The following is a 17681-nucleotide window of genomic DNA, read 5'->3' as shown; positions in this document are numbered from 1 at the left end:
GCCCGTCCCCGTTCGCCGCGCAAGCAAAGGACTGTGGCGGCCCCCGCACTAACCCGCCCCGGGCTCGGCCCGGGGCCTCGATGGGACTGGCGCTGCAGTGCGTCGCGGCTCCCGACCTGGCAATCTTGCCCCGGCCTGATCCGGGCCCCTCTTGTCACGGGGCGTGCGCTCGGGGCCCCGGGTCAGGCCCGGTGCGGGTGAGCTCCTGCGGTCCGATCGCCCCCGATCCTTCGGTCGCCCGCCGCCCCGACAAAAACAATCGGAATTGACCCGAGAGAATTTGTCGGAGATACAGCCGCCAGACCAGAGGAGACCTCGCATGACCCTTCGCGCCACCTGCCTGACCGCCGTCGCCGCGCTGATCGCCGCGCCCGCGCTGGCCGACGTGAACATCTACACAACCCGGCAGCCCGAGCTGATCCAGCCGGTGATGGACGCCTTCACCGAAGAGACGGGCATCGCCGTGAACCTCGCCTTCGTGCAGGAGGGCCTCGTCGAGCGCCTTCGCGCCGAGGGCGCGCGCTCGCCCGCCGACCTCGTCATGACCGTCGACATCGCCAACCTGCAGCAGATCGTCGATGCCGGCGTCGTCCAGCCGGTCGAGTCCGAGGTGCTGACCAACGCCATCCCGGCCGAGCTGCGCAGCCCCGACAACCTGTGGTTCGCCCTGACCCAGCGCGCCCGCATCGTCTACGCCAGCAAGGAACGCGTGGCCGACGGCGAGATCACGACCTACGAGGATCTCGCCTCCGACCAGTGGGAGGGGCGCATCTGCACCCGCTCGGGCACCCACGACTACAACCTCGCCCTCACCTCGGCGATGATCGCCCATCACGGCGTCGACTACGCCCGCGACTGGGCCGCCGGCGTGCGCGAGAACCTCGCCCGCAAGCCCGAGGGCAACGACCGGGCGCAGGTCCGCGCGATCTGGGCCGGCGAGTGCGACATCTCCCTCGGCAACACCTACTACATGGGCCTGATGCTGTCGGATCCCGAGCAGCAGGAATGGGCGGACTCGGTCCGCATCGTCTTTCCGACCTTCGAGGACGGCGGCACCCACATCAACGTCTCGGGCGTGGCGATGACGCAGTCGGCGCCGAATCGGGACGAGGCGCTGCAGCTGATGGAATGGCTCGTCTCTCCCGAGGCGCAGGAGATCTACGCGGAGGTGAACAACGAGTATCCGGTCATCGACGGCGCCAGCCCGTCGGAACTCGTCGCCTCCTGGGGCGAGTTCCAGGGCGACCGCATCGACCTCAGCGAGATCGCCGGACACCGCGGCGAGGCGCTGCGGGTGATGGAGGAAGTGAACTTCGACGGCTGACGCCGACGCTGCGTTAAGCGGTTGACAGACGGGGCGGCGCGTCCAAGGATCGCGGGCATTATTGCTACGCGTATTCCTGGAAGGACATTTCATGCGCCGCTCCGTCGCCGCTCTGTTTCTGTCGCTCGCCCCCCTCTCCGCCCTGGCCCAGACCGGCCTCGACCTCATCTCGTCCGAGACGGCCGCCTTCGACAGCATGGTGCTGTGGAACGAGCGTGACGTCCGGCCCATCGGCCTGACCGAGGTGGCCCGTGTCGAGGGCCAGATCTTCTTCGGCGTCAGTCTGATCCTCGACGTCCCCTGGTCGGACGACCTGCAACGGGTCTCGATCAACAGCTCGGACATCAAGCTGACGCTGCCCGACGGGACCGAACTGCAGGCCATCGGCGCCTACGACTATCTCGGCATGATGGAGCTGGGCTCGCCCGGCCTGTCGGTCTCGCGGCCCTACAACTGGCCCGAGAGCGATGCCGACGCCCGCTGGCAGGGCGTCTTCCTGGTCCCCGAGGGTACGTCCGGCGGCACCCTGACCTTTCCCGGCGAGCCGGGGTGGAGCGGCGAGGTCACGGTGCCTGCCGTCGGCCGCGAGGTGGACGCCGCGAGCTTCGCCGCCTTCACGATCGCCGACGTGGACCGCTACCGCCGGATCGCCCTCGAGGACCGGCGCGCGGGGCTCGATATCGGGTCGGTCCTGACGCCGCTGCCGGGCCACGTGCTTGCCGATGTCGAAATCGAGATCGCGCCCACAGCCTCCAACCGCACCGCGAACGAGGAGCGATTCCACTGGTCGACCAGCTTCTTCCGCCTCGTCGCCGCGGACGGGACGACCTACTGGCCCGCGGGCGAGCGGTTCATGGACCGGCTGCTCGACGATCAGTTCAACGGCGTCGATCCGGGCGAGAGCGCGACGCGGCGCGTCGTCTGGATGGTCCCCGAGGCCGCCGACGTGGCGTTCCTGTTCTACGGCGACACGATGGTCGCCCAGGTGGACCTCACCGGCGCCGTGGCCGACGAGGGCTGACCCCTACCGAACGATCCGCGCGCCGTCTGTCCCTGGCGCGCGGGTCCGGCGTCCGTCCCGCCCGCCTGTCCCGCCGCGTCCCCAGCGCGGTTGGCGGCGGCCCCTCCGGGGCCGGGGACGGACGCCCTACCCGTCCGCCTTCTCGGCGAGCGTCAGCCACTCCTCCTCGGCCGCCGCCAGAGCCGCCTGCCGCTCGGCCATCGCCTCGGACGCCTTGCGGAACTTCGCCGGCTCGCGGTGGAAGAGGTCGGCCTTGGCGAGCAGTGTCTCGAGCTTGCCGATCTCGGCCGTCAGCCTGTCGATCAGCGCCGGCAGCGCCTCCAGCCGGTGCCGCTCGGCGTAGCTGAGGCCGTCCGCCTTCGCCTTCGGTGCAGCGGCGGGCTGGGACGGTGCGGCACGGGCCGGCTCCGCCCGGACGGGCGGCGGCGCGGGGCGGTCGGGGCGCTGGGACAGGTAGTCGGACCAGCCGCCGGCATAGGCGGTGGCGCGGCCGTCCCCCTCCATCGCCACGGTGGTCGTCGCCACCCGGTCGAGGAAGTCGCGGTCGTGGCTGACGAGGAGGACCGTGCCGGCATAGTCGGACAGCACCTCCTGCAGCAGGTCCAGCGTCTCGATGTCGAGATCGTTGGTGGGTTCGTCGAGCACCAGCACGTTCGATTCCCGCGCCATCAGGCGCGCCAGAAGCAGGCGCGCGGTCTCGCCGCCCGACAGCGAGCGGACGGGCGCGCGGGCACGGTCCTCGGAGAACAGGAAATCCTTGAGGTAGCCCACGACGTGCCGCGGCTCGCCCCGGACCATCACCTGGTCGGCCTTGCCGGCCACCCGCATCGCGGGGTCGCCGGCGAGCGTGTCCCAGAGCGACAGGTCGGGATCCAGCGCGGCGCGGGCCTGGTCGAACACGGCGACGGCGAGGTTCGTCCCGTGCGTGACGGTCCCCTCGTCCGGCGCCACCTCGCCCAGCAGCATCTTCAGGAGCGTCGTCTTGCCCACCCCGTTCGGCCCGACGAAGCCGACCCGGTCGCCCCGCTGCACGGTCAGCGAGAAGTCGCGGACGATCGGCCGGCCGCCGAAACCCTTGGACAGATGCTCGGCCACGATGACGCGCTTGCCGGAGGTCGGCCCGTGGGACAGCGACAGCGCCGCCGCGCCCTGGCGGCGGGTCTGCGACGCGCGCTCGGCCCGCAGGTCCTGCAGCGCCCGGACGCGGCCCATGTTGCGCTTGCGCCGGGCGGAGATGCCCTCGACCGCCCAACGCCCCTCCGACTTGATGCGGCGGTCCATCTTGTGGCGCTGGAGGTCCTCGTCCTCCCACACCTTGTCGCGCCATTCCTCGAACCGCTCGAACCCGCGATCCTGCCGCCGCACCTCGCCCCGGTCGATCCAGAGGGTTGCGCGGGTGAGCGCCCGCAGGAACGCGCGGTCGTGGGAGATGAGGACGAAGGCGGCGCGGGTCTGGCCGAGCTCGCGCTCCAGCCACTCCACGGCGGCGATATCGAGGTGGTTGGTCGGCTCGTCCAGCAGCATCAGCTCCGGCGCCTCGGCCATCAGCTTGGCCAGCGCGGCGCGGCGCCGCTCGCCGCCCGAGGAGGTGGCGGGATCGGCGCCGGGGTCGAACCGCAGGCCCTCGGCCACCGCCTCCACCCGCCACGCCTCGGCCGGCCCCAGCGCACTCGCCGCGAAGTCGCCGAGCGTGGCGAAGCCCGCCATCGAGGGGTCCTGCTCCATGTAGCCGACCGTCGTGCCGGGGGCGGTCGTGACGCTGCCCGCGTCCGGCTCCACCAGCCCGGCCATCACCTTCATCAGCGTCGACTTGCCCGATCCGTTGCGCCCGACCAGCGCCACCCGGTCCCCCGGCTGCACGTTCAGCTGGACGCCGTCGAACACGGGATCGCCGCCCCAGGAGAGCGTGACGTCGGAGAGCTGCAGGAGGGGGGGACGGGCCATGCAGCGGCAGCTAGCCGCCTGCCGCGGCCTCTGCAAGGGCCCGCAGGGCGCGGGCGCGGGCGGGCGGCACGCGCGCCGTCTCGACCGCGGTGAAGACATGGACGGTGTCCATCTCGCGGTCGATCACGGCATGGTCCGAGGTCCAGCCGCCCATCGCGAGGTAGGTCCGCAGGAGCGCCGGCATCGCCCGCCATCCGGAGGCGGGATCGCCGGATGTCGGCAGAGCCACGGTGGCGGGCGCGCGGCGGCCCGGCGACAGACCGGGCGGTGCGGGGTGGCGGGCGGCGAGACAGGCGAGGCTGTCCGCGTGCCGCGCGGGATCGGCGCCGGCGAAGGACGCGCAGCCGAAGAGGAGCGTCGCCTCGGCCTCGTCCACGATCCGGGTCAGCCGTGCCCAGGCGAGGCGCAGGGCATCGGGGTCCGCCGCGCCGGGCGCCACGCAGAAGCGGCCGAGTTCCACCATCGGCCCCGCGAGGGCGACGAGCGGGGCCAGGTCGTAGAGCGCGCCGGTATAGCTGTCCGCCGCCGCATCGGCCGGTGACAGGACGCGGTAGCGGAAGGTGCAGACCGGCGTGCCGGTCGCGGTGTCCTCGATCAGGACGTGGCGCGAGACCGCGTCGAACCTGTCACGGTCGAGGCCGCCGGAACGGGGCGGCAGCCCGGCCGCCTCGACGAAGGCGCGGTGCCGCAGCTCCTGCGCGGCGACCAGATCCGCAGGCGTACCCCCGTGCCGCGTCCGGTAGCGTGCCGTCTGCCTGTCGAGCGCCATTCCCGCCGCCTTGCACCGCCCTGCCCCGCCCCTAGATACCGGGCGAACCTGACAGGGACATAGACATTCGATGGACAAGGTCACGAAATCCGACGCCGAGTGGCGGGCCCAGCTCAGCGATCTGGCCTACAAGGTCACGCGCAAGCACGGGACCGAGCGGGCGTTCACCCACGACGACTTCCCCAAGGACCCCGGCACCTACACCTGCGTGTGCTGCGGCCAGCCGGTCTTCGACCAGGCCGACAAGTTCGACAGCGGCACCGGCTGGCCGAGCTTCACCAGGCCGATCGACGGGGTCGAAGGCGAGGCGGTGGACGAGCAGGAGGACCGCAGCTTCTTCATGCGCCGGACCGAGGTGCACTGCGCGCGCTGCGAGGCGCATCTGGGGCATGTCTTTCCGGACGGACCGCAGCCGACGGGGCTGCGCTACTGCATCAACGGCGTGGCGCTGGAGTTCGAGCCGAAGGACTGAAGGCCGGGCGACCGGCGGCCAATCGTTGGAGCCGGTCCCGCCGCCGCCGCTGCCTCGCTGCGACGAGGGCGTCCCCGGCTCGGCGCCACGATCGGCATCGGGGCGCGAAGAAATCTCGACGAGGGTTCTCCTCCGACGCAGAATGGGCGCCGAATTTCATTCGCGCCCGCCCCCCCCCCGACCGGGTCTACGGCAGACCGTTGTCGCCCATAATCGTCGCGGCGTCGAAGTTGCCGAAGTTCCGCAGGAGCTGCTGGATGAAGGTGCGGTCCGGCACGTTGTCGTCGGTCACCCGGCGGTCGAGCACGACGACGCGGCCCTGCTCCAGCCCGAACCGCTCGATGTTCCGGACCACGCCCGCCGGCGTGAAGGTGATCGCCAGCACCTGCCGGTCGATCTCCTGCGGCTCGTAGAAGGCGAAGTGGCGGAACTGGCTGCGCACGTAGTAGTAGCCGCCCTCGTTCAGCACGCCGCCCGTGGTGGGCGTGCCCACGGCCTCGGCCACGGTCTCCCTCGTGTCGATACCGACCTGCAGCGCGGCAAGGTCCTCCGGCAGCGGCATGTAGCCGTGGTAGCGGATCTGCGCGGTGCAGGCGGCGAGGCCGGCGGCCAGCGCGACGGCAAGGCCGGCACGCCGCAGCGTCCGCCCGATGCGGCCGTTCCTCATGCCCTCGCTCCCCTTGCCTGCCCGTTTCATGGGGGATTACACCGACAGGACCTCCCGTTTCAAGAAAGGACCGCAGCCGTGGCCCAGCCCTCCGCCCTGCCCCGTCACGTCGTCCGCCTGTCCGGCGGCGCGCAGCGTGCGCCGATCGACGTCTCGCTCGAGCCCGACGCCGCCGGACGCGCGGCGGTGGCCGACGCCCTGGGGATCCGGGGCGTCCGCAAGCTGCGCTTCGCCGGCAGGCTGGACCCGGAGGGGCGGCGCGACTGGCGGCTCGAGGCGACGCTGGGCGCGACGGTCGTGCAGGATTGCGTGGTGACGCTGGAGCCGGTGGTGACGCGGATCGACGATCCGGTGACGCGCCGCTACCTGGAAAGCTGGCAGGAGCCGACGGGCGAGGAGGTCGAGATGCCCGACGACGACGAGGCCGGGCCCCTGCCCGCCAGCCTCGACCTCGCTGAGGTGATGATCGAGGCGCTGGCCCTTGCCCTGCCCCTCTACCCCCGCGCCGAGGGCGTGGAAGAGGTCGACCTCACCGTGACCGAGCCGGGCGCGGCGCCGATCGAGAGCGAGGAGGCGAAGCCGTTCGCCGGCCTCCAGGCCCTGCGCGACCGCATCGGCGGCGACGACGACGCCGACGGCAAGTGACGCGGCGGCGCGGAGCGGAAATCCGGCTTGCGTCCGGCCGCACGGGGGCTATGGTCCGCGCTCTTTTCCGGATCGCGTTTCCGGATCGCGTCTCGACAGGGCCGCGGCAGGGGTTTATGACGCGCCCGAATCCGCGAAACGCAGAAGACCACATGGGGCCGCGAGAGACCGCCGCTCCGACAGACCCGAGGTTGTGACATGGCTGTCCCGCAGAACAAAGTTTCCAAGTCGCGCCGCAACATGCGTCGGGCCCATGACGGCCTGACCGGCGCCAACCCCAACGAATGCCCCTCCTGCGGCGAGCTGAAGCGCCCGCACCACGTGTGCCCGTCCTGCGGCCACTACGCCGACCGTGAGGTCGTCGCGATGGCCAACGAGGTCGACCTCGACGAGGACGCGGCCTGAGGGCCGCGCCCTGACCCGAGGTCATGACCACTCCGTCTGACAGGCGTCCGGGCACCGGCGACATCGTTCTCTCGGTCGACGCGATGGGCGGCGACAAGGGGCCCGCGGCCGTCGTCGCGGGCCTGAAGCTGTTCCTGGACGGCGAGCCGGACGCACGCGTCCTGCTGCACGGTCGCGCGGCCGAGCTGGAGCCCGAGATCGCCCGCCGCGGCATCGGCGGCGCCGTCACAATCGTCGACGCGGCCGAGGTCGTCTCGATGGACGACAAGCCGGCGCAGGTGATGCGGCGCGGCAAGGGCACCTCGATGTGGTCCGCGATCGACGCCGTCCGCGACGGGCGCGCCCAGGCCTGCGTCAGCTGCGGCAACACCGGCGCGCTGATGGCGGTGTCGATGCTGCGCCTGCGCAAGCTGGACGGCGTGGACCGGCCGGCGATCGCCGCGCTCTGGCCCTCTCGCAGTCCGGCCGGGTTCAACGTCGTTCTCGACATGGGCGCGGACATCCGCGCGGACGAGCAGGACCTGCTGGCCTATGCGCTGATGGGCGCCTCCTACGCCCGCAACGGCCTCGGGATCGAACGGCCGCGGGTCGGCCTCCTCAACGTCGGCACCGAAGAGCACAAGGGCCGGGCCGAGCTGAAGGTCGCGCACGAGATCATCGGCCGCGTCGCGCCGAAGGGCGGCTACGACTACATCGGCTTCGTCGAGGGCAGCGACCTGCCGTCCGACCGGGTGGACGTGATCGTGACCGACGGCTTCACCGGCAACGTCGCGCTGAAGACCGGCGAGGGCACCGCCCGCCTGGTGATCGACCAGCTCCGCGCCGCCCTCACCTCCACCCCGCTCGCCGCCGCCGGCGCGTTCCTGGCGCGGGGCGCGCTGCGCCGCCTGCAGGAGCGGATCGACCCGCGCCGGGTGAACGGTGGCGTCTTCCTCGGCCTCGCCGGGACGGTCATCAAGAGCCACGGCTCGTCGGACGAGACCGGCGTTGCCGCGGCGCTCGGACTGGCGTACCGCCTCGCCGGCCTCGGCTTCGCCGAGCGGCTGGCCGCGCGGGTTGCATCCGCGGCGGCGCTTGCACAGGATGCCGCCTCGGGCGGCCCCATGCCCCCGCAGGGGGACGAGGACGCACGATGACCACACGCGCCGCAACTGGGCCGATCACGCGGGCCGTGGTGACCGGCGTCGGCCATTACCTGCCCGACCGCGTCGTCCCCAATTCCGAATTCGAGGCGACGCTCGACACGTCCGACGAGTGGATCCGCTCGCGCAGCGGGATCGAGCGGCGGCATTTCGCGGCCGAGGGCGAGACGACGTCCGACCTCGCCATCGCCGCGGCCCGCAAGGCGCTCGCGTCGGCCGGCATCGACGGCTCCGACCTCGACGGGCTGGTCCTCGCCACCTCCACCGCCGACTTCACGTTCCCGTCCGCGGCGACCATCGTCCAGGCCGCGATCGGCATGACCGGCGGCTTCGCCTTCGACGTGCAGGCGGTCTGCGCCGGCTTCGTCTACGCGCTGTCGAACGCCAACGCGCTGATCGTGTCCGGCCAGGCGACCAAGGTGCTCGTGATCGGGGCCGAGACGTTCAGCCGCCTGATGGACTGGACCGACCGGTCCACCTGCGTCCTGTTCGGCGACGGCGCCGGCGCCGTGGTGCTGGAGGCGCGCGAGGGCGACGGCACGACCGACGACCGCGGCGTCCTCGCCACCGACCTGCATTCCGACGGGCGGTACAAGGACCTCCTCTACGTCGATGGCGGCGTCTCCACCGGGACCACGGGCGTCCTGCGGATGGAGGGCAAGGAGGTCTTCCGCCACGCGGTCGAGAAGCTGGCCCAGACCGCGCACACCGCGCTGGACAAGGTCGGCCTGACGGGCGCGGACGTCGACTGGATCGTGCCGCACCAGGCGAACCTGCGCATCATCACGGCCACCGCGAACAAGATGGGCGTGCCGATGGAGCGGGTGGTGGTGACGGTGCAGGACCACGGCAACACCTCGGCCGCGTCGATCCCCCTCGCCCTGTCGACCGGGGTGGAGCGCGGGCAGATTAAGCGGGGCGACCTCCTCGTCTGCGAGGCGATCGGCGGCGGTCTTGCCTGGGGCGCGGTCGTGTTGCGCTGGTGACGCCTCGGCGGATTCCCGTGCCTTCGCCGGGCGCCGCAACCCCTTGAACATTGACAGCTAACATCCCGTCCCCCAAGGTCTCTCCGAACGCGAAGGGGGCTTGCGATGGCCGACAAGACGCTCACCCGGATGGACCTCTCCGAAGCGGTTCACCTCGCCGTGGGCCTGTCCCGGAACGAGAGCGCGGACCTCGTCGAATCGGTGCTGCAGCACGTCTCGGACGCGCTGGTCCGGGGCGAGCAGGTGAAGATCTCGTCCTTCGGCACCTTCTCGGTCCGCGAGAAGGCGGCCCGCGTCGGCCGCAATCCCAAGACAGGCGAGGAGGTGCCGATCCACCCCCGCCGCGTCCTGACCTTCCGCTCGTCGCACCTGATGAAGGACCGGGTCGCCGCGGGCAACCGGGCCGACTGATGGCGAAATCCCCCGACGCCTTCCGCACCATCTCGGAAGTCGCCGACTGGCTCGACACGCCGGCGCACGTCCTGCGCTTCTGGGAGAGCAAGTTCGCCCAGGTAAGGCCGGTGAAGCGGGCCGGCGGGCGGCGGTACTACCGCCCCGACGACATGCTGCTTCTCGGTGGCATCAAGAAGCTGCTGCACGACGACGGGATGACCATCAAGGGCGTGCAGAAGCTGCTGCGCGAACAGGGCGTACGGCACGTCACTGCCCTTGCACCGCCTCTCGACGCCGCCGCCGCGCCGCGGCAGATGCCGCCGCCCGCCCGGCGTCCGGTCCGCGAGGACGTGGAAGAGGCGGAGATCGTCGCGGCGGAGGACGAGGTGCCGCCCGCGCCCTTCATCGAGGCCGAGCCGCCCGAGGCAACCGTCCTGTCCTTCCCCGGCCGCACGCCGGCGGAGGCCGACGAGTCCGACGCCGAGATGGCCGAGGCGCCCGCGGGCGAGGATGCGGCTCCGGCCGACCCCGCACACGCGGCGTCGGCCGAAGGCGAGGACGGCTCCGCCGCGCCTGCGCCGGAGAAGACGGAGGACGCCGCGGAGCCGACGGCCGAGGACATGCCCGAAGCGGGGCCTGTCGATGCCGAACCTGGGCCGGATCTCGCCGAGGTCGGAGGCTGGGCCTCGCCGCCCGAGCGGTTTTCCGAGGACGCGTCCGTGGAAGAGGAAAGCGAAGCGACGGAGGCCGAGGCGGCCTTCGGCAGCGGGCCGGACTCCGACGACGTGGAAATCGGCGCAGTCGAAGATGGTCCGCACCCCCGCGCAGCGACACCCGATCCGGAGCCCGCGCCCGTGCCTTCTCCCGGCGACTTCGCCGACCGGGCCGGCGAGGCTGCGGCGGATCACGAGGCGCCCCCCGCCCCGCCCGACCCGGCGTCCGCCATGGCGGTTCACTCGGCGCCACCCGCCGGCCTGCTCGGTCCGATTCTCGCCGCCGATCGGGGCGCGCTGCGTCGGCGGCGCGACCGGCTCGCCGGGCCGGTGATCCGCCTCTCGGCGGTGATCGAGCGGATGGGGCACGGGCCGTCCTGACACCCGGAGTTTGCCTGTGCGGCGGGGGTTGCCCTCGCCGCGCATCTGCGCAATACCCGCCCCCAGTCGGGCTATAGCGCAGCCTGGTAGCGCGTCCGTCTGGGGGACGGAAGGTCGCAGGTTCAAGTCCTGCTAGCCCGACCAACATCACCCGCCGTTTGACCCCGCCCCGCCGCCCGTCTAGGGCTGCGTCGGCACGGGGTTGCGGGAACTTACATGGCGGGTGTCTTTGCGAGCCAGCAGATCGAGGCGCTGATCGCGTCGAGGAGCGTGTCGACCGCCGTGCCGATCGCGCCCGGCCAGGTGCAGCCGGCCTCCCTCGACCTGCGGCTCGGTCCCCGCGCCTACCGCGTCCGCGCCTCGTTCCTCGCCGGGCGCAGCCGGACGGTGGAGCGGCGCCTCGCCGACTTCACCATGCACGAGATCGACCTCAGCTCCGGCGCGGTGCTGGAGAAGGGCTGCGTCTACGTCGTCCCCCTCCTCGAATCGCTGGTGCTGCCGGAGGGGGTGTCCGGCGCGGCGTCGGCGAAGTCGTCCATCGGCCGGCTGGACCTGCTGACGCGGGTGCTGACCGACCGCGGGACCGAGTTCGATCGCATACCTGCCGGGTATCGGGGGCCGCTCTGGGTGGAGATCTGTCCGCGCTCCTTCTCGGTCGTGGCGCGCGAGGGGCAGATGCTGACGCAGGTGATCTTTCGGGATGGCGACACGCGGCTCGGCGATCCCGAGCTGGCGGCGCTGCACGCCGACACGCCGATCGTGGACGGGCCGGCGGAGATCTCCGGCGGCCTCGGCTTCTCGGTCGATCTGCGGCCGGCGTCCGGCACCCTGGTCGGCTGGCGGGCGAAGCCGCATACCGGGCTGATCGACCTGGCGCAGGTCGGCCACTACCGTGCGTCGGACTACTGGGAGGAGGTCCACGCCGAGGACGGGCACATCATCCTCGACCCCGGCGCGTTCTACATCCTCGTCAGCCGCGAAGCGATCGCGATCCCGCCCGCCTACGCCGCCGAGATGGCCCCCTATCTCGCCCTCGTCGGCGAGTTCCGCGTGCACTATGCCGGCTTCTTCGATCCCGGCTTCGGGTGGGCGGCGGCGGGCGGCGCCGGCAGCCGCGGCGTGCTGGAGGTGCGCTGCCACGAAGCGCCGTTCGTGCTGGAGCACGGGCAGGTCGTGGGGCGGCTGATCTACGAGCGGATGGCCGAGGTGCCGCGGCAGCTGTACGGGGCCGGCATCGCCTCGAACTACCAGGGCCAGGGGCTGAAACTGTCCAAGCATTTCCGCGCGGACTGAGCGCCGCCTCGGTGCGATTGAGCCGGCTTCACGCCTGCCGCGCACCGTCGGGCACCGGTCGCACCGCTGCGAACACTGTCGCTGCGTCCGACGGTCGATGTCCGCTCTGCCTCTCCCGTTGTCGGTGACGCGCCACCCGCCTCAGCCCGGCCACGCCACGCGGAACAGCGCCCCGCCGCCCGGCGCGTCAGCGACGTCGACCGTGCCGCCCCAGCCGTCGACGAGGCGGCGGACCATGGCGAGGCCCATGCCCCGCTCCTCTCCCGCGACGGTGCCGCCGGGACGGAACAGAGTGTCGCGTCGCTCCGGCGGGATGCCGGGGCCGTCGTCCGCCACCTCCACGACATGGGCGCGCCCGCCGGCGCCGGGGCGGTAGGTGACGCTGATCGTCGGGGTCCGGTGCGGGTGATGCTTCACCGCGTTGTCGATGAGGTTGCGCAGGACGATGTCCATCTCCACCGGCCGGGCCGGCACCGCCGGCAGCTCTCCTTCCACCGTCAGACGGGCGCCGGACGGCAGGCAGGCGGCGGCGATATCCCGGATAATTCCGCCGAGGTCGGTGAGGGCCGAGCCTTCCTCCCTGCCGGCGCGGACGTAGTCGAGCGTCCCGGTCACCACCCGGTCGAGCCGCGCGGCGGCGCGGGAAATGCCGTCCGCGAGGCGCCGCGCCTCGGCCATGTCGGGCGGCGTCTCGGACAGGTCCTCGATGAGGAAGCGCGAGAGATCCTGCATCTGCAGGAGCGGCCCCCGCAGGTCGTGCGCGGCGATGCCGGTGAACGTCTCCATGTCGTCGCGCTGCGGGTCAGGCGGTAGAGCTGACCGCCCACGACGAGGAAGAACAGGCTGACGAGCGCAAGATGGGACAGGATCGAGACGACGGGGCGGAGTGCGTCGAGCCGGTCGTTCAGCACCTCGGCAATGCGGGCGTGCAGGGCCCAGACGTCGCGCAGCGCGGGGACGTCGTCGTAGCGTACCGCCGCGTCGATCTCGGCGATCGGCCGCCCGGCGGCGTGCATCGCGCGGATGGTTGCGACGGCCTCGGCGTAGGCCGTGATGGCCTGCCGCTGGTTCGAGAGGCCGACGCCGAGGCCGAGGTCACGCTGGATCAGCTCGATCTTGTCCATGTACGCCAGCGCGCGAGCGGCGGCCTCCTCCGCGCCGGACAGATAGGCCGGCTCTTCCGCGCCGCGCAGGACCGCGTTCTTGAACAGATGAATAAGGCCGCCATAGCCGATAGACCGCTCCAGCCCCAGGACGGCGAGGTTCAGCTCGGTCGACAGCCGCTGCGTCCGGACCTCGTGGATCCGACCGGCGATCACGAGCGGCAGCGCGAGGCACAGCAGGACCAGACAGGCGAACGACAGCCGCCGGATGGTACGCGGCGCAAGGCTTGGCCGGCGAAGAGCGACGGCAAAGCGCGGTCGGATCATCGTGGCACCCCGCGGAAACGTGCGCCGAGGATGGGATCAGAGCCTTACCATCCGGTGAAGATGGATCAGAAGGATCGCTCGTAGAAGACGATCCGGTCCAGCATCCGCGGCGTGCGCAGCGAATCGGCCTCGTCGTAGGCCCCCCGCTCGCGGAACCCGAACCCCTCGTATAGCCGCCGCGCGGCGGTCAGGCTGTCGACCGTGTCGAGCAGCAGGACGGTCGCGCCGAGCGTCTGCGCCTGCCGGATCGCCGCCCCGAGGAGCGCGGCGCCCACCCCCCGCCCCCGCGTTTCGGGGCGGACGTAGAACCGCTTCAGTTCCGCCCGGCCGGGTCCGACCATCCGCACCATCGCGGTACCCAGAATCGCGTCGCCCTCGAACGCGCCGAAGGTCCGCCCCTTCGGCGGCAGGGTCTGGGCGAGGTGGTCCATCGTGTCGGCAAGGGCGGCGACGGGGTCGAAGCGCGGAGGATCGAACTGGTCGGCGACCAGCTGCAGGTATTCGGCAAGCAACGCTTCGAGGGGCCCGACGTCCTCCGGCCGGTCGAGCGGGCGCACCTCCACTGCCTGCCCCGGGGCGGGGCGGTCGGGTTCCGGCGGGGGTGGCGCGGGGGCTGGGTCTGGCTCGGTCATTCGTCCTCGAACAGGGCAGCCTGTTCGCCGTCGTCGTCCTCGTCGCCCGGGGCGGGCGTGCCGGGCGGCGGGCGGTTGTCCAGCAGGCCGGCGGAGCGCAGCTCCTTGAGCCCCGGCAGGTCGCGCGCGCTCTCCAGGCCGAAATGGTCGAGGAAGGTCTCGGTGACGACGAAGGTGACGGGGCGGCCGGGCGACATGCGGCGGCGGCCGAAGCGGATCCACTCCATCTCGAGCAGCTGGTCGACCGTCCCGCGGGAGACGCTGACGCCGCGGATCTCCTCGATCTCGGCCCGCGTGACCGGCTGGTGGTAGGCGACGATGGCCAGCGTCTCGATCGCCGCGCGGGACAGCTTGCGCGTCTCCACCGTTTCCTTGCGCATCAGGAAGCCGAGATCCGGCGCGGTGCGGATCGCCCAGGCGTCGCCGACGCGGACGACGCCGACGCCCCGGCCCTCATAGCGGCGGCGCAGATGCTCCAGCGCCTGGGCCGGCTCGCAGCCGTGGGGCATCCGGCCGGCGAGCTCGGCCACCGTCACCGGCTCGGCCGTGGCGAAGAGGATGGCCTCGACCATGCGCTCCTGCTCGGCCATCGGCGGCGCTTCGAACAGCGTCTCGCGCGGGGGCGTCTCGTCGGGATCAGCCATGGCGGTCGCGGCGGCGCAGCTGGATCGGCGCGAAGGTCTCGGCCTGCCGCAGCTCCACCTTGCCCTCCTTGGCCAGCTCCAGCGAGGCTGCGAAGGTGGCGGCGGTGGAGGAGCGGCGGCGGGCCGGGTCCGTCTCCCACCCTTCGGGCAGATAGGACGCGATGTCGGTCCAGTCGCCGGCGAAACCGATGAGGTGGCGCATCCGGTCCAGCGCCTGCTCCATCGTCATGATCGCCTCGCGGTCCATGACGAAGGGGCGGAACTCGTCGCGGGTGCGGATCCGGGCGTAGCCCTGCATCAGGTCGAGGAGGGTCGCGGTCCAGCGCACGGTGCGGACCCGCGCCACGTCCTCGGTCAGGCCGCGGGAAAAGAAGTCGCGGCCCTTCTGGTCGCGGGCCATAAGCTTGGCCGCCGCCTCGCGCATCGCCTGCAGGCGCTCCAGCTGGAAGGCCAGGTGCGCGGCGAGTTCCTCGCCCGAGGGCCCCTCCTCGGTCGGATCGGGCGGCAGGAGCAGGCGGGACTTCAGGAACGCGAGCCACGCGGCCATGACGAGGTAATCGGCGGCCAGCTCGATCCGCAGCGCCTTGGCCTGCTCGACGAAGGCGAGGTACTGCTCGGCCAGCGCGAGGATGGAGATCTGGCGCAGGTCGACCTTCTGGGTGCGCGACAGCGTCAGAAGCAGGTCGAGCGGCCCCTCGAAGCCGTCGACGTCGACGATCAGCGCCTCGGCGGCGAGCCGTTCGGCCACGCCGCCCTCGAACACCTCCGCACCAATCATCGCGACCCCTCAGGCCAACAGCGCACCAAGTTCGTCGTCGAGGGCGCCGATGTCAACGGGCTCGGGCGGGTGGCGTCGGGCGAGCGCGGCCTCGGCCCGGGTCAACGCCTGTCCCTGCAGCACCGGAGCCGCCTCGGCGACCGCGCGGCGGTCGTCCAGCGTGCCGTTGCCGTAGAGGGCGACGTCGCAGCCGGCGGCGAGCGTGGCCCGCGTCCGCTCGGCCGGGGTGCCGGACAGCGCCTCCATCCCCAGGTCGTCGGACATCAGCAGGCCGTCGAAACCGATCTGGTCGCGGATCATCGCGATCAGGGACGGCGAGACGGTCGCGGCACGGTCGGCATCGATGCGGGAAAAGACGATGTGCGCGGTCATCCCCATCGGCAGGTCGGACAGCGCCCGGAACGGCGCGAAATCCCGTTCGGCCAGCGCGCCCGCGGCGGCGTCGATGCGGGGCAGCGACAGGTGACTGTCCACCTGCGCCCGGCCGTAGCCGGGGATGTGCTTGAGCACCGGCAGGACCCCGCCCGCCAGCATCCCGTCCGCCGCGGCGCGGGCGGCGTCGACGACGGTCGCCACGTCGTCGCCGTAGAGGCGGTTGAGAAGGACGGGATGGGTGCCTGCCTCGACCAGATCGGCCAGCGGTGCGCAGTTCACGTCGACCCCGACCTCGCGCAGTTCGTGCGCGATCAGGCGGTTGCGCACCCACTGGGCGCGCATCGGGTTGGTCGCCCGCTTCATCTGGTCGAGCGCGGGCAGGAATTCGCGCCAGTGCGGGGCGCGCAGGCGCTGCACGCGGCCGCCCTCCTGGTCGATCAGCACGGGCGCGTTGCGGCCCACGATCTCGCGGAAGTCGGAGGTCAGGACGCGCAGCTGGTCGGGGCTGTCCACGTTGCGGCCGAACAGGATCGCGCCCCAGGGATCGGCCTCGCGCAGGAACGCCCGCTCCTCGGGGCCGATGGTGGTGCCTTCCAGGCCGATGATCGCAGCGACGGGGGCCATGCGGGGTTCCTAGCGGACGACGACGGGGATGCAGTCGGCCTCTTCCGCGACGAGTGCCGAGCAGAAACGGCGGGCGTCGGCGAGATCCTCGAAGCCGATGGCGCGCAGGCGGTAGAAGGTCTGGCCGGCACTCTCGGCGGCCTGGATCACCGGCTCGCGGCCGGCGATGAAGTCAGAGAAGTCGCTGGAGATGCGGGTCCAGGCGGCGGTGGCCGCGCCCTCGTCGGGGTAGGCGCCCAGCTGCACCAGCGTGGTGCCGAGCGGGAATGCCTCGGCCCGGACGGCGATGGCGGAAGTGTGCTCGGCATCCGTGATCTGCGGAGCGGCGGCGGCGGTGCGCGGCCGCGACGGCGGACGCGGGGCGCGCGACACGCCGGGGACCGAGGCGGCGATCAGGTCCGTCGGCGCCGGGGCGCCGGGGCCGGAGGCGACCTCCTCGGGCGGCAGGCCGGACAGCGGCGCGGCGCCCGCGGCGATCCGGTCGGCCAGCGCCAGCACCTCGTCGGCCGACAGGGGACGGTCCTCGACCCCGCCCACCTCGTCCGCGCCGATCGAGGCCGCGGTCGGCGCCTCCTCGGCCGGAACACCGGTCTCTGGACGCATGCTGTCCTCGTTCTCCAGCATCGGGCTGGCGATCAGATCCTCTTCCGTCAGCCCCTGTCCGGGCGGGGCCAGCACCATCGTCTCCTCGGTCGGCGCCGCGCCGCCCTGGGCGGCCACGGCGTTCACGGCAAGGCCGACGTTCAACGCCACCTCTCCGCCCGGCGCCTCGGGCCGCTCGCGGAGCGGGCCCTGCATCGCGCGCACCACGGGAATTCCGGTCGCGTCGCGCACCATCAGGCGGTAGCCCCAGACGCCGACGCCGACCATCAGTGCCAGCGACACGCTCGCGGCGCCGATCTGCATCGCCCTGCCGGCCCGGGCGGCCAGCGGGACGTGGGCCTCGGGATTGTCCACGGACTCGGGGTCCGCACCATGTGCGTCGGGTGTCACTGCCATCGCTCGCCTCATGCCGCCGGAGTTGTCGTCTCCCCGGTCGTCTA

Annotated in this window: 20 protein-coding genes and 1 tRNA gene; 11 read left to right on the top strand and 10 right to left on the bottom strand. The window is 72.2% G+C overall.

The window, feature by feature from the left end; translation table 11 throughout:
* The first annotated feature begins 319 nt into the window (after positions 1-319).
* On the top strand, positions 320-1324 hold the full coding sequence (locus A37W_RS0105845; RefSeq protein WP_018302091.1) for a Fe(3+) ABC transporter substrate-binding protein: 1005 nt from the start codon (positions 320-322) through the stop codon (positions 1322-1324).
* A gap of 91 nt (positions 1325-1415) precedes the next feature.
* A complete protein-coding gene (locus tag A37W_RS0105840) occupies positions 1416-2345 on the top strand; it encodes a DUF4352 domain-containing protein (RefSeq protein WP_018302090.1) in 930 nt (309 codons plus the stop codon).
* A gap of 126 nt (positions 2346-2471) precedes the next feature.
* On the opposite strand, the gene A37W_RS0105835 is transcribed toward A37W_RS0105840, so the two are convergent.
* Together A37W_RS0105835 and A37W_RS21055 are read right to left on the bottom strand one after the other, a co-directional pair.
* Positions 2472-4289: an ABC-F family ATP-binding cassette domain-containing protein gene (locus A37W_RS0105835; protein WP_018302089.1), complete on the bottom strand. Its 1818-nt coding sequence runs from the start codon at positions 4287-4289 to the stop codon at positions 2472-2474.
* Positions 4290-4299: 10 nt separating this feature from the next.
* The gene (locus tag A37W_RS21055; RefSeq protein WP_018302088.1) at positions 4300-5058 is read right to left on the bottom strand and encodes a GNAT family N-acetyltransferase; all 759 of its coding nucleotides are present in this window, start codon (positions 5056-5058) and stop codon (positions 4300-4302) included.
* 70 nt (positions 5059-5128) lie between these two features.
* Between A37W_RS21055 and msrB the strand changes: the two genes are divergently transcribed.
* Positions 5129-5530, top strand: coding sequence for a peptide-methionine (R)-S-oxide reductase MsrB (msrB, locus tag A37W_RS0105825; RefSeq protein WP_018302087.1), 402 nt, complete (start codon positions 5129-5131; stop codon positions 5528-5530).
* A gap of 187 nt (positions 5531-5717) precedes the next feature.
* On the opposite strand, the gene A37W_RS0105820 is transcribed toward msrB, so the two are convergent.
* Positions 5718-6197, bottom strand: a complete 480-nt coding sequence (locus A37W_RS0105820) for an outer membrane protein assembly factor BamE (protein WP_018302086.1) — start codon at positions 6195-6197, stop codon at positions 5718-5720.
* A 78-nt stretch (positions 6198-6275) separates the two neighbouring features.
* On the opposite strand from A37W_RS0105820, the gene A37W_RS0105815 reads away from it, so the two are divergent.
* The 8 genes from A37W_RS0105815 to A37W_RS0105780 all read left to right on the top strand — a co-directional run bounded on the left by A37W_RS0105815 (position 6276) and on the right by A37W_RS0105780 (position 12155).
* Entirely contained in the window at positions 6276-6842 is a 567-nt protein-coding gene (locus tag A37W_RS0105815) for a YceD family protein (RefSeq protein ID WP_018302085.1), read from the top strand.
* Between the two features lie 198 nt (positions 6843-7040).
* Positions 7041-7247, top strand: a complete 207-nt coding sequence (gene rpmF / locus A37W_RS0105810; RefSeq protein ID WP_018302084.1) for a 50S ribosomal protein L32 — start codon at positions 7041-7043, stop codon at positions 7245-7247.
* 23 nt (positions 7248-7270) lie between these two features.
* Positions 7271-8383 (top strand): phosphate acyltransferase PlsX, encoded by a 1113-nt coding sequence (gene plsX, locus A37W_RS0105805; RefSeq protein WP_018302083.1) that lies wholly within the window; start codon positions 7271-7273, stop codon positions 8381-8383.
* Complete coding sequence (locus tag A37W_RS0105800) at positions 8380-9375, top strand: beta-ketoacyl-ACP synthase III (protein WP_018302082.1); 996 nt, start codon at positions 8380-8382, stop codon at positions 9373-9375. Before plsX ends, A37W_RS0105800 begins: the two co-directional genes overlap by 4 nt.
* A 105-nt stretch (positions 9376-9480) precedes the next feature.
* The gene (gene ihfA / locus A37W_RS0105795) at positions 9481-9786 is read left to right on the top strand and encodes an integration host factor subunit alpha (RefSeq protein ID WP_018302081.1); all 306 of its coding nucleotides are present in this window, start codon (positions 9481-9483) and stop codon (positions 9784-9786) included.
* Entirely contained in the window at positions 9786-10862 is a 1077-nt protein-coding gene (locus A37W_RS24245; RefSeq protein ID WP_018302080.1) for a MerR family transcriptional regulator, read from the top strand. Before ihfA ends, A37W_RS24245 begins: the two co-directional genes overlap by 1 nt.
* Positions 10863-10929: 67 nt before the next feature.
* Positions 10930-11006: transfer RNA gene (locus A37W_RS0105785), tRNA-Pro, on the top strand.
* 72 nt (positions 11007-11078) lie between these two features.
* Positions 11079-12155, top strand: coding sequence for a 2'-deoxycytidine 5'-triphosphate deaminase (locus A37W_RS0105780; RefSeq protein ID WP_018302079.1), 1077 nt, complete (start codon positions 11079-11081; stop codon positions 12153-12155).
* Positions 12156-12296: 141 nt separating this feature from the next.
* Here the strand turns inward: A37W_RS0105780 and A37W_RS24240 are convergent, their stop codons facing one another.
* The 7 genes from A37W_RS24240 to A37W_RS0105745 all read right to left on the bottom strand — a co-directional run bounded on the left by A37W_RS24240 (position 12297) and on the right by A37W_RS0105745 (position 17637).
* Positions 12297-12608, bottom strand: coding sequence for a sensor histidine kinase (locus tag A37W_RS24240; RefSeq protein ID WP_229666049.1), 312 nt, complete (start codon positions 12606-12608; stop codon positions 12297-12299).
* Positions 12609-12766: 158 nt separating this feature from the next.
* Positions 12767-13585, bottom strand: a complete 819-nt coding sequence (locus tag A37W_RS24235) for a hypothetical protein (RefSeq protein ID WP_026198322.1) — start codon at positions 13583-13585, stop codon at positions 12767-12769.
* A 65-nt stretch (positions 13586-13650) separates the two neighbouring features.
* Positions 13651-14142 carry a GNAT family N-acetyltransferase gene (locus A37W_RS22725; RefSeq protein ID WP_211206622.1) on the bottom strand — a complete coding sequence of 164 codons (492 nt, stop codon included), beginning with the start codon at positions 14140-14142 and terminating at the stop codon, positions 13651-13653.
* 71 nt (positions 14143-14213) lie between these two features.
* A complete protein-coding gene (gene scpB / locus A37W_RS0105760) occupies positions 14214-14861 on the bottom strand; it encodes an SMC-Scp complex subunit ScpB (protein WP_018302076.1) in 648 nt (215 codons plus the stop codon).
* Positions 14854-15639, bottom strand: a complete 786-nt coding sequence (locus A37W_RS0105755; RefSeq protein WP_018302075.1) for a segregation and condensation protein A — start codon at positions 15637-15639, stop codon at positions 14854-14856. The genes scpB and A37W_RS0105755 overlap by 8 nt, the downstream gene beginning before the upstream one ends.
* A 9-nt stretch (positions 15640-15648) precedes the next feature.
* Positions 15649-16638: a glycoside hydrolase family 3 N-terminal domain-containing protein gene (locus A37W_RS0105750; protein WP_018302074.1), complete on the bottom strand. Its 990-nt coding sequence runs from the start codon at positions 16636-16638 to the stop codon at positions 15649-15651.
* A gap of 9 nt (positions 16639-16647) precedes the next feature.
* Positions 16648-17637: an SPOR domain-containing protein gene (locus A37W_RS0105745; protein WP_188754183.1), complete on the bottom strand. Its 990-nt coding sequence runs from the start codon at positions 17635-17637 to the stop codon at positions 16648-16650.
* Between the last annotated feature and the right edge of the window lie 44 nt (positions 17638-17681).

It is taken from the genome of Wenxinia marina DSM 24838 (assembly GCF_000379485.1).
Classification (GTDB): Bacteria; Pseudomonadota; Alphaproteobacteria; order Rhodobacterales; family Rhodobacteraceae; genus Wenxinia; species Wenxinia marina.
The sequence above is the reverse complement of the archived record's forward strand: the minus strand, read 5'-3'. Positions and strand labels throughout refer to the sequence as shown.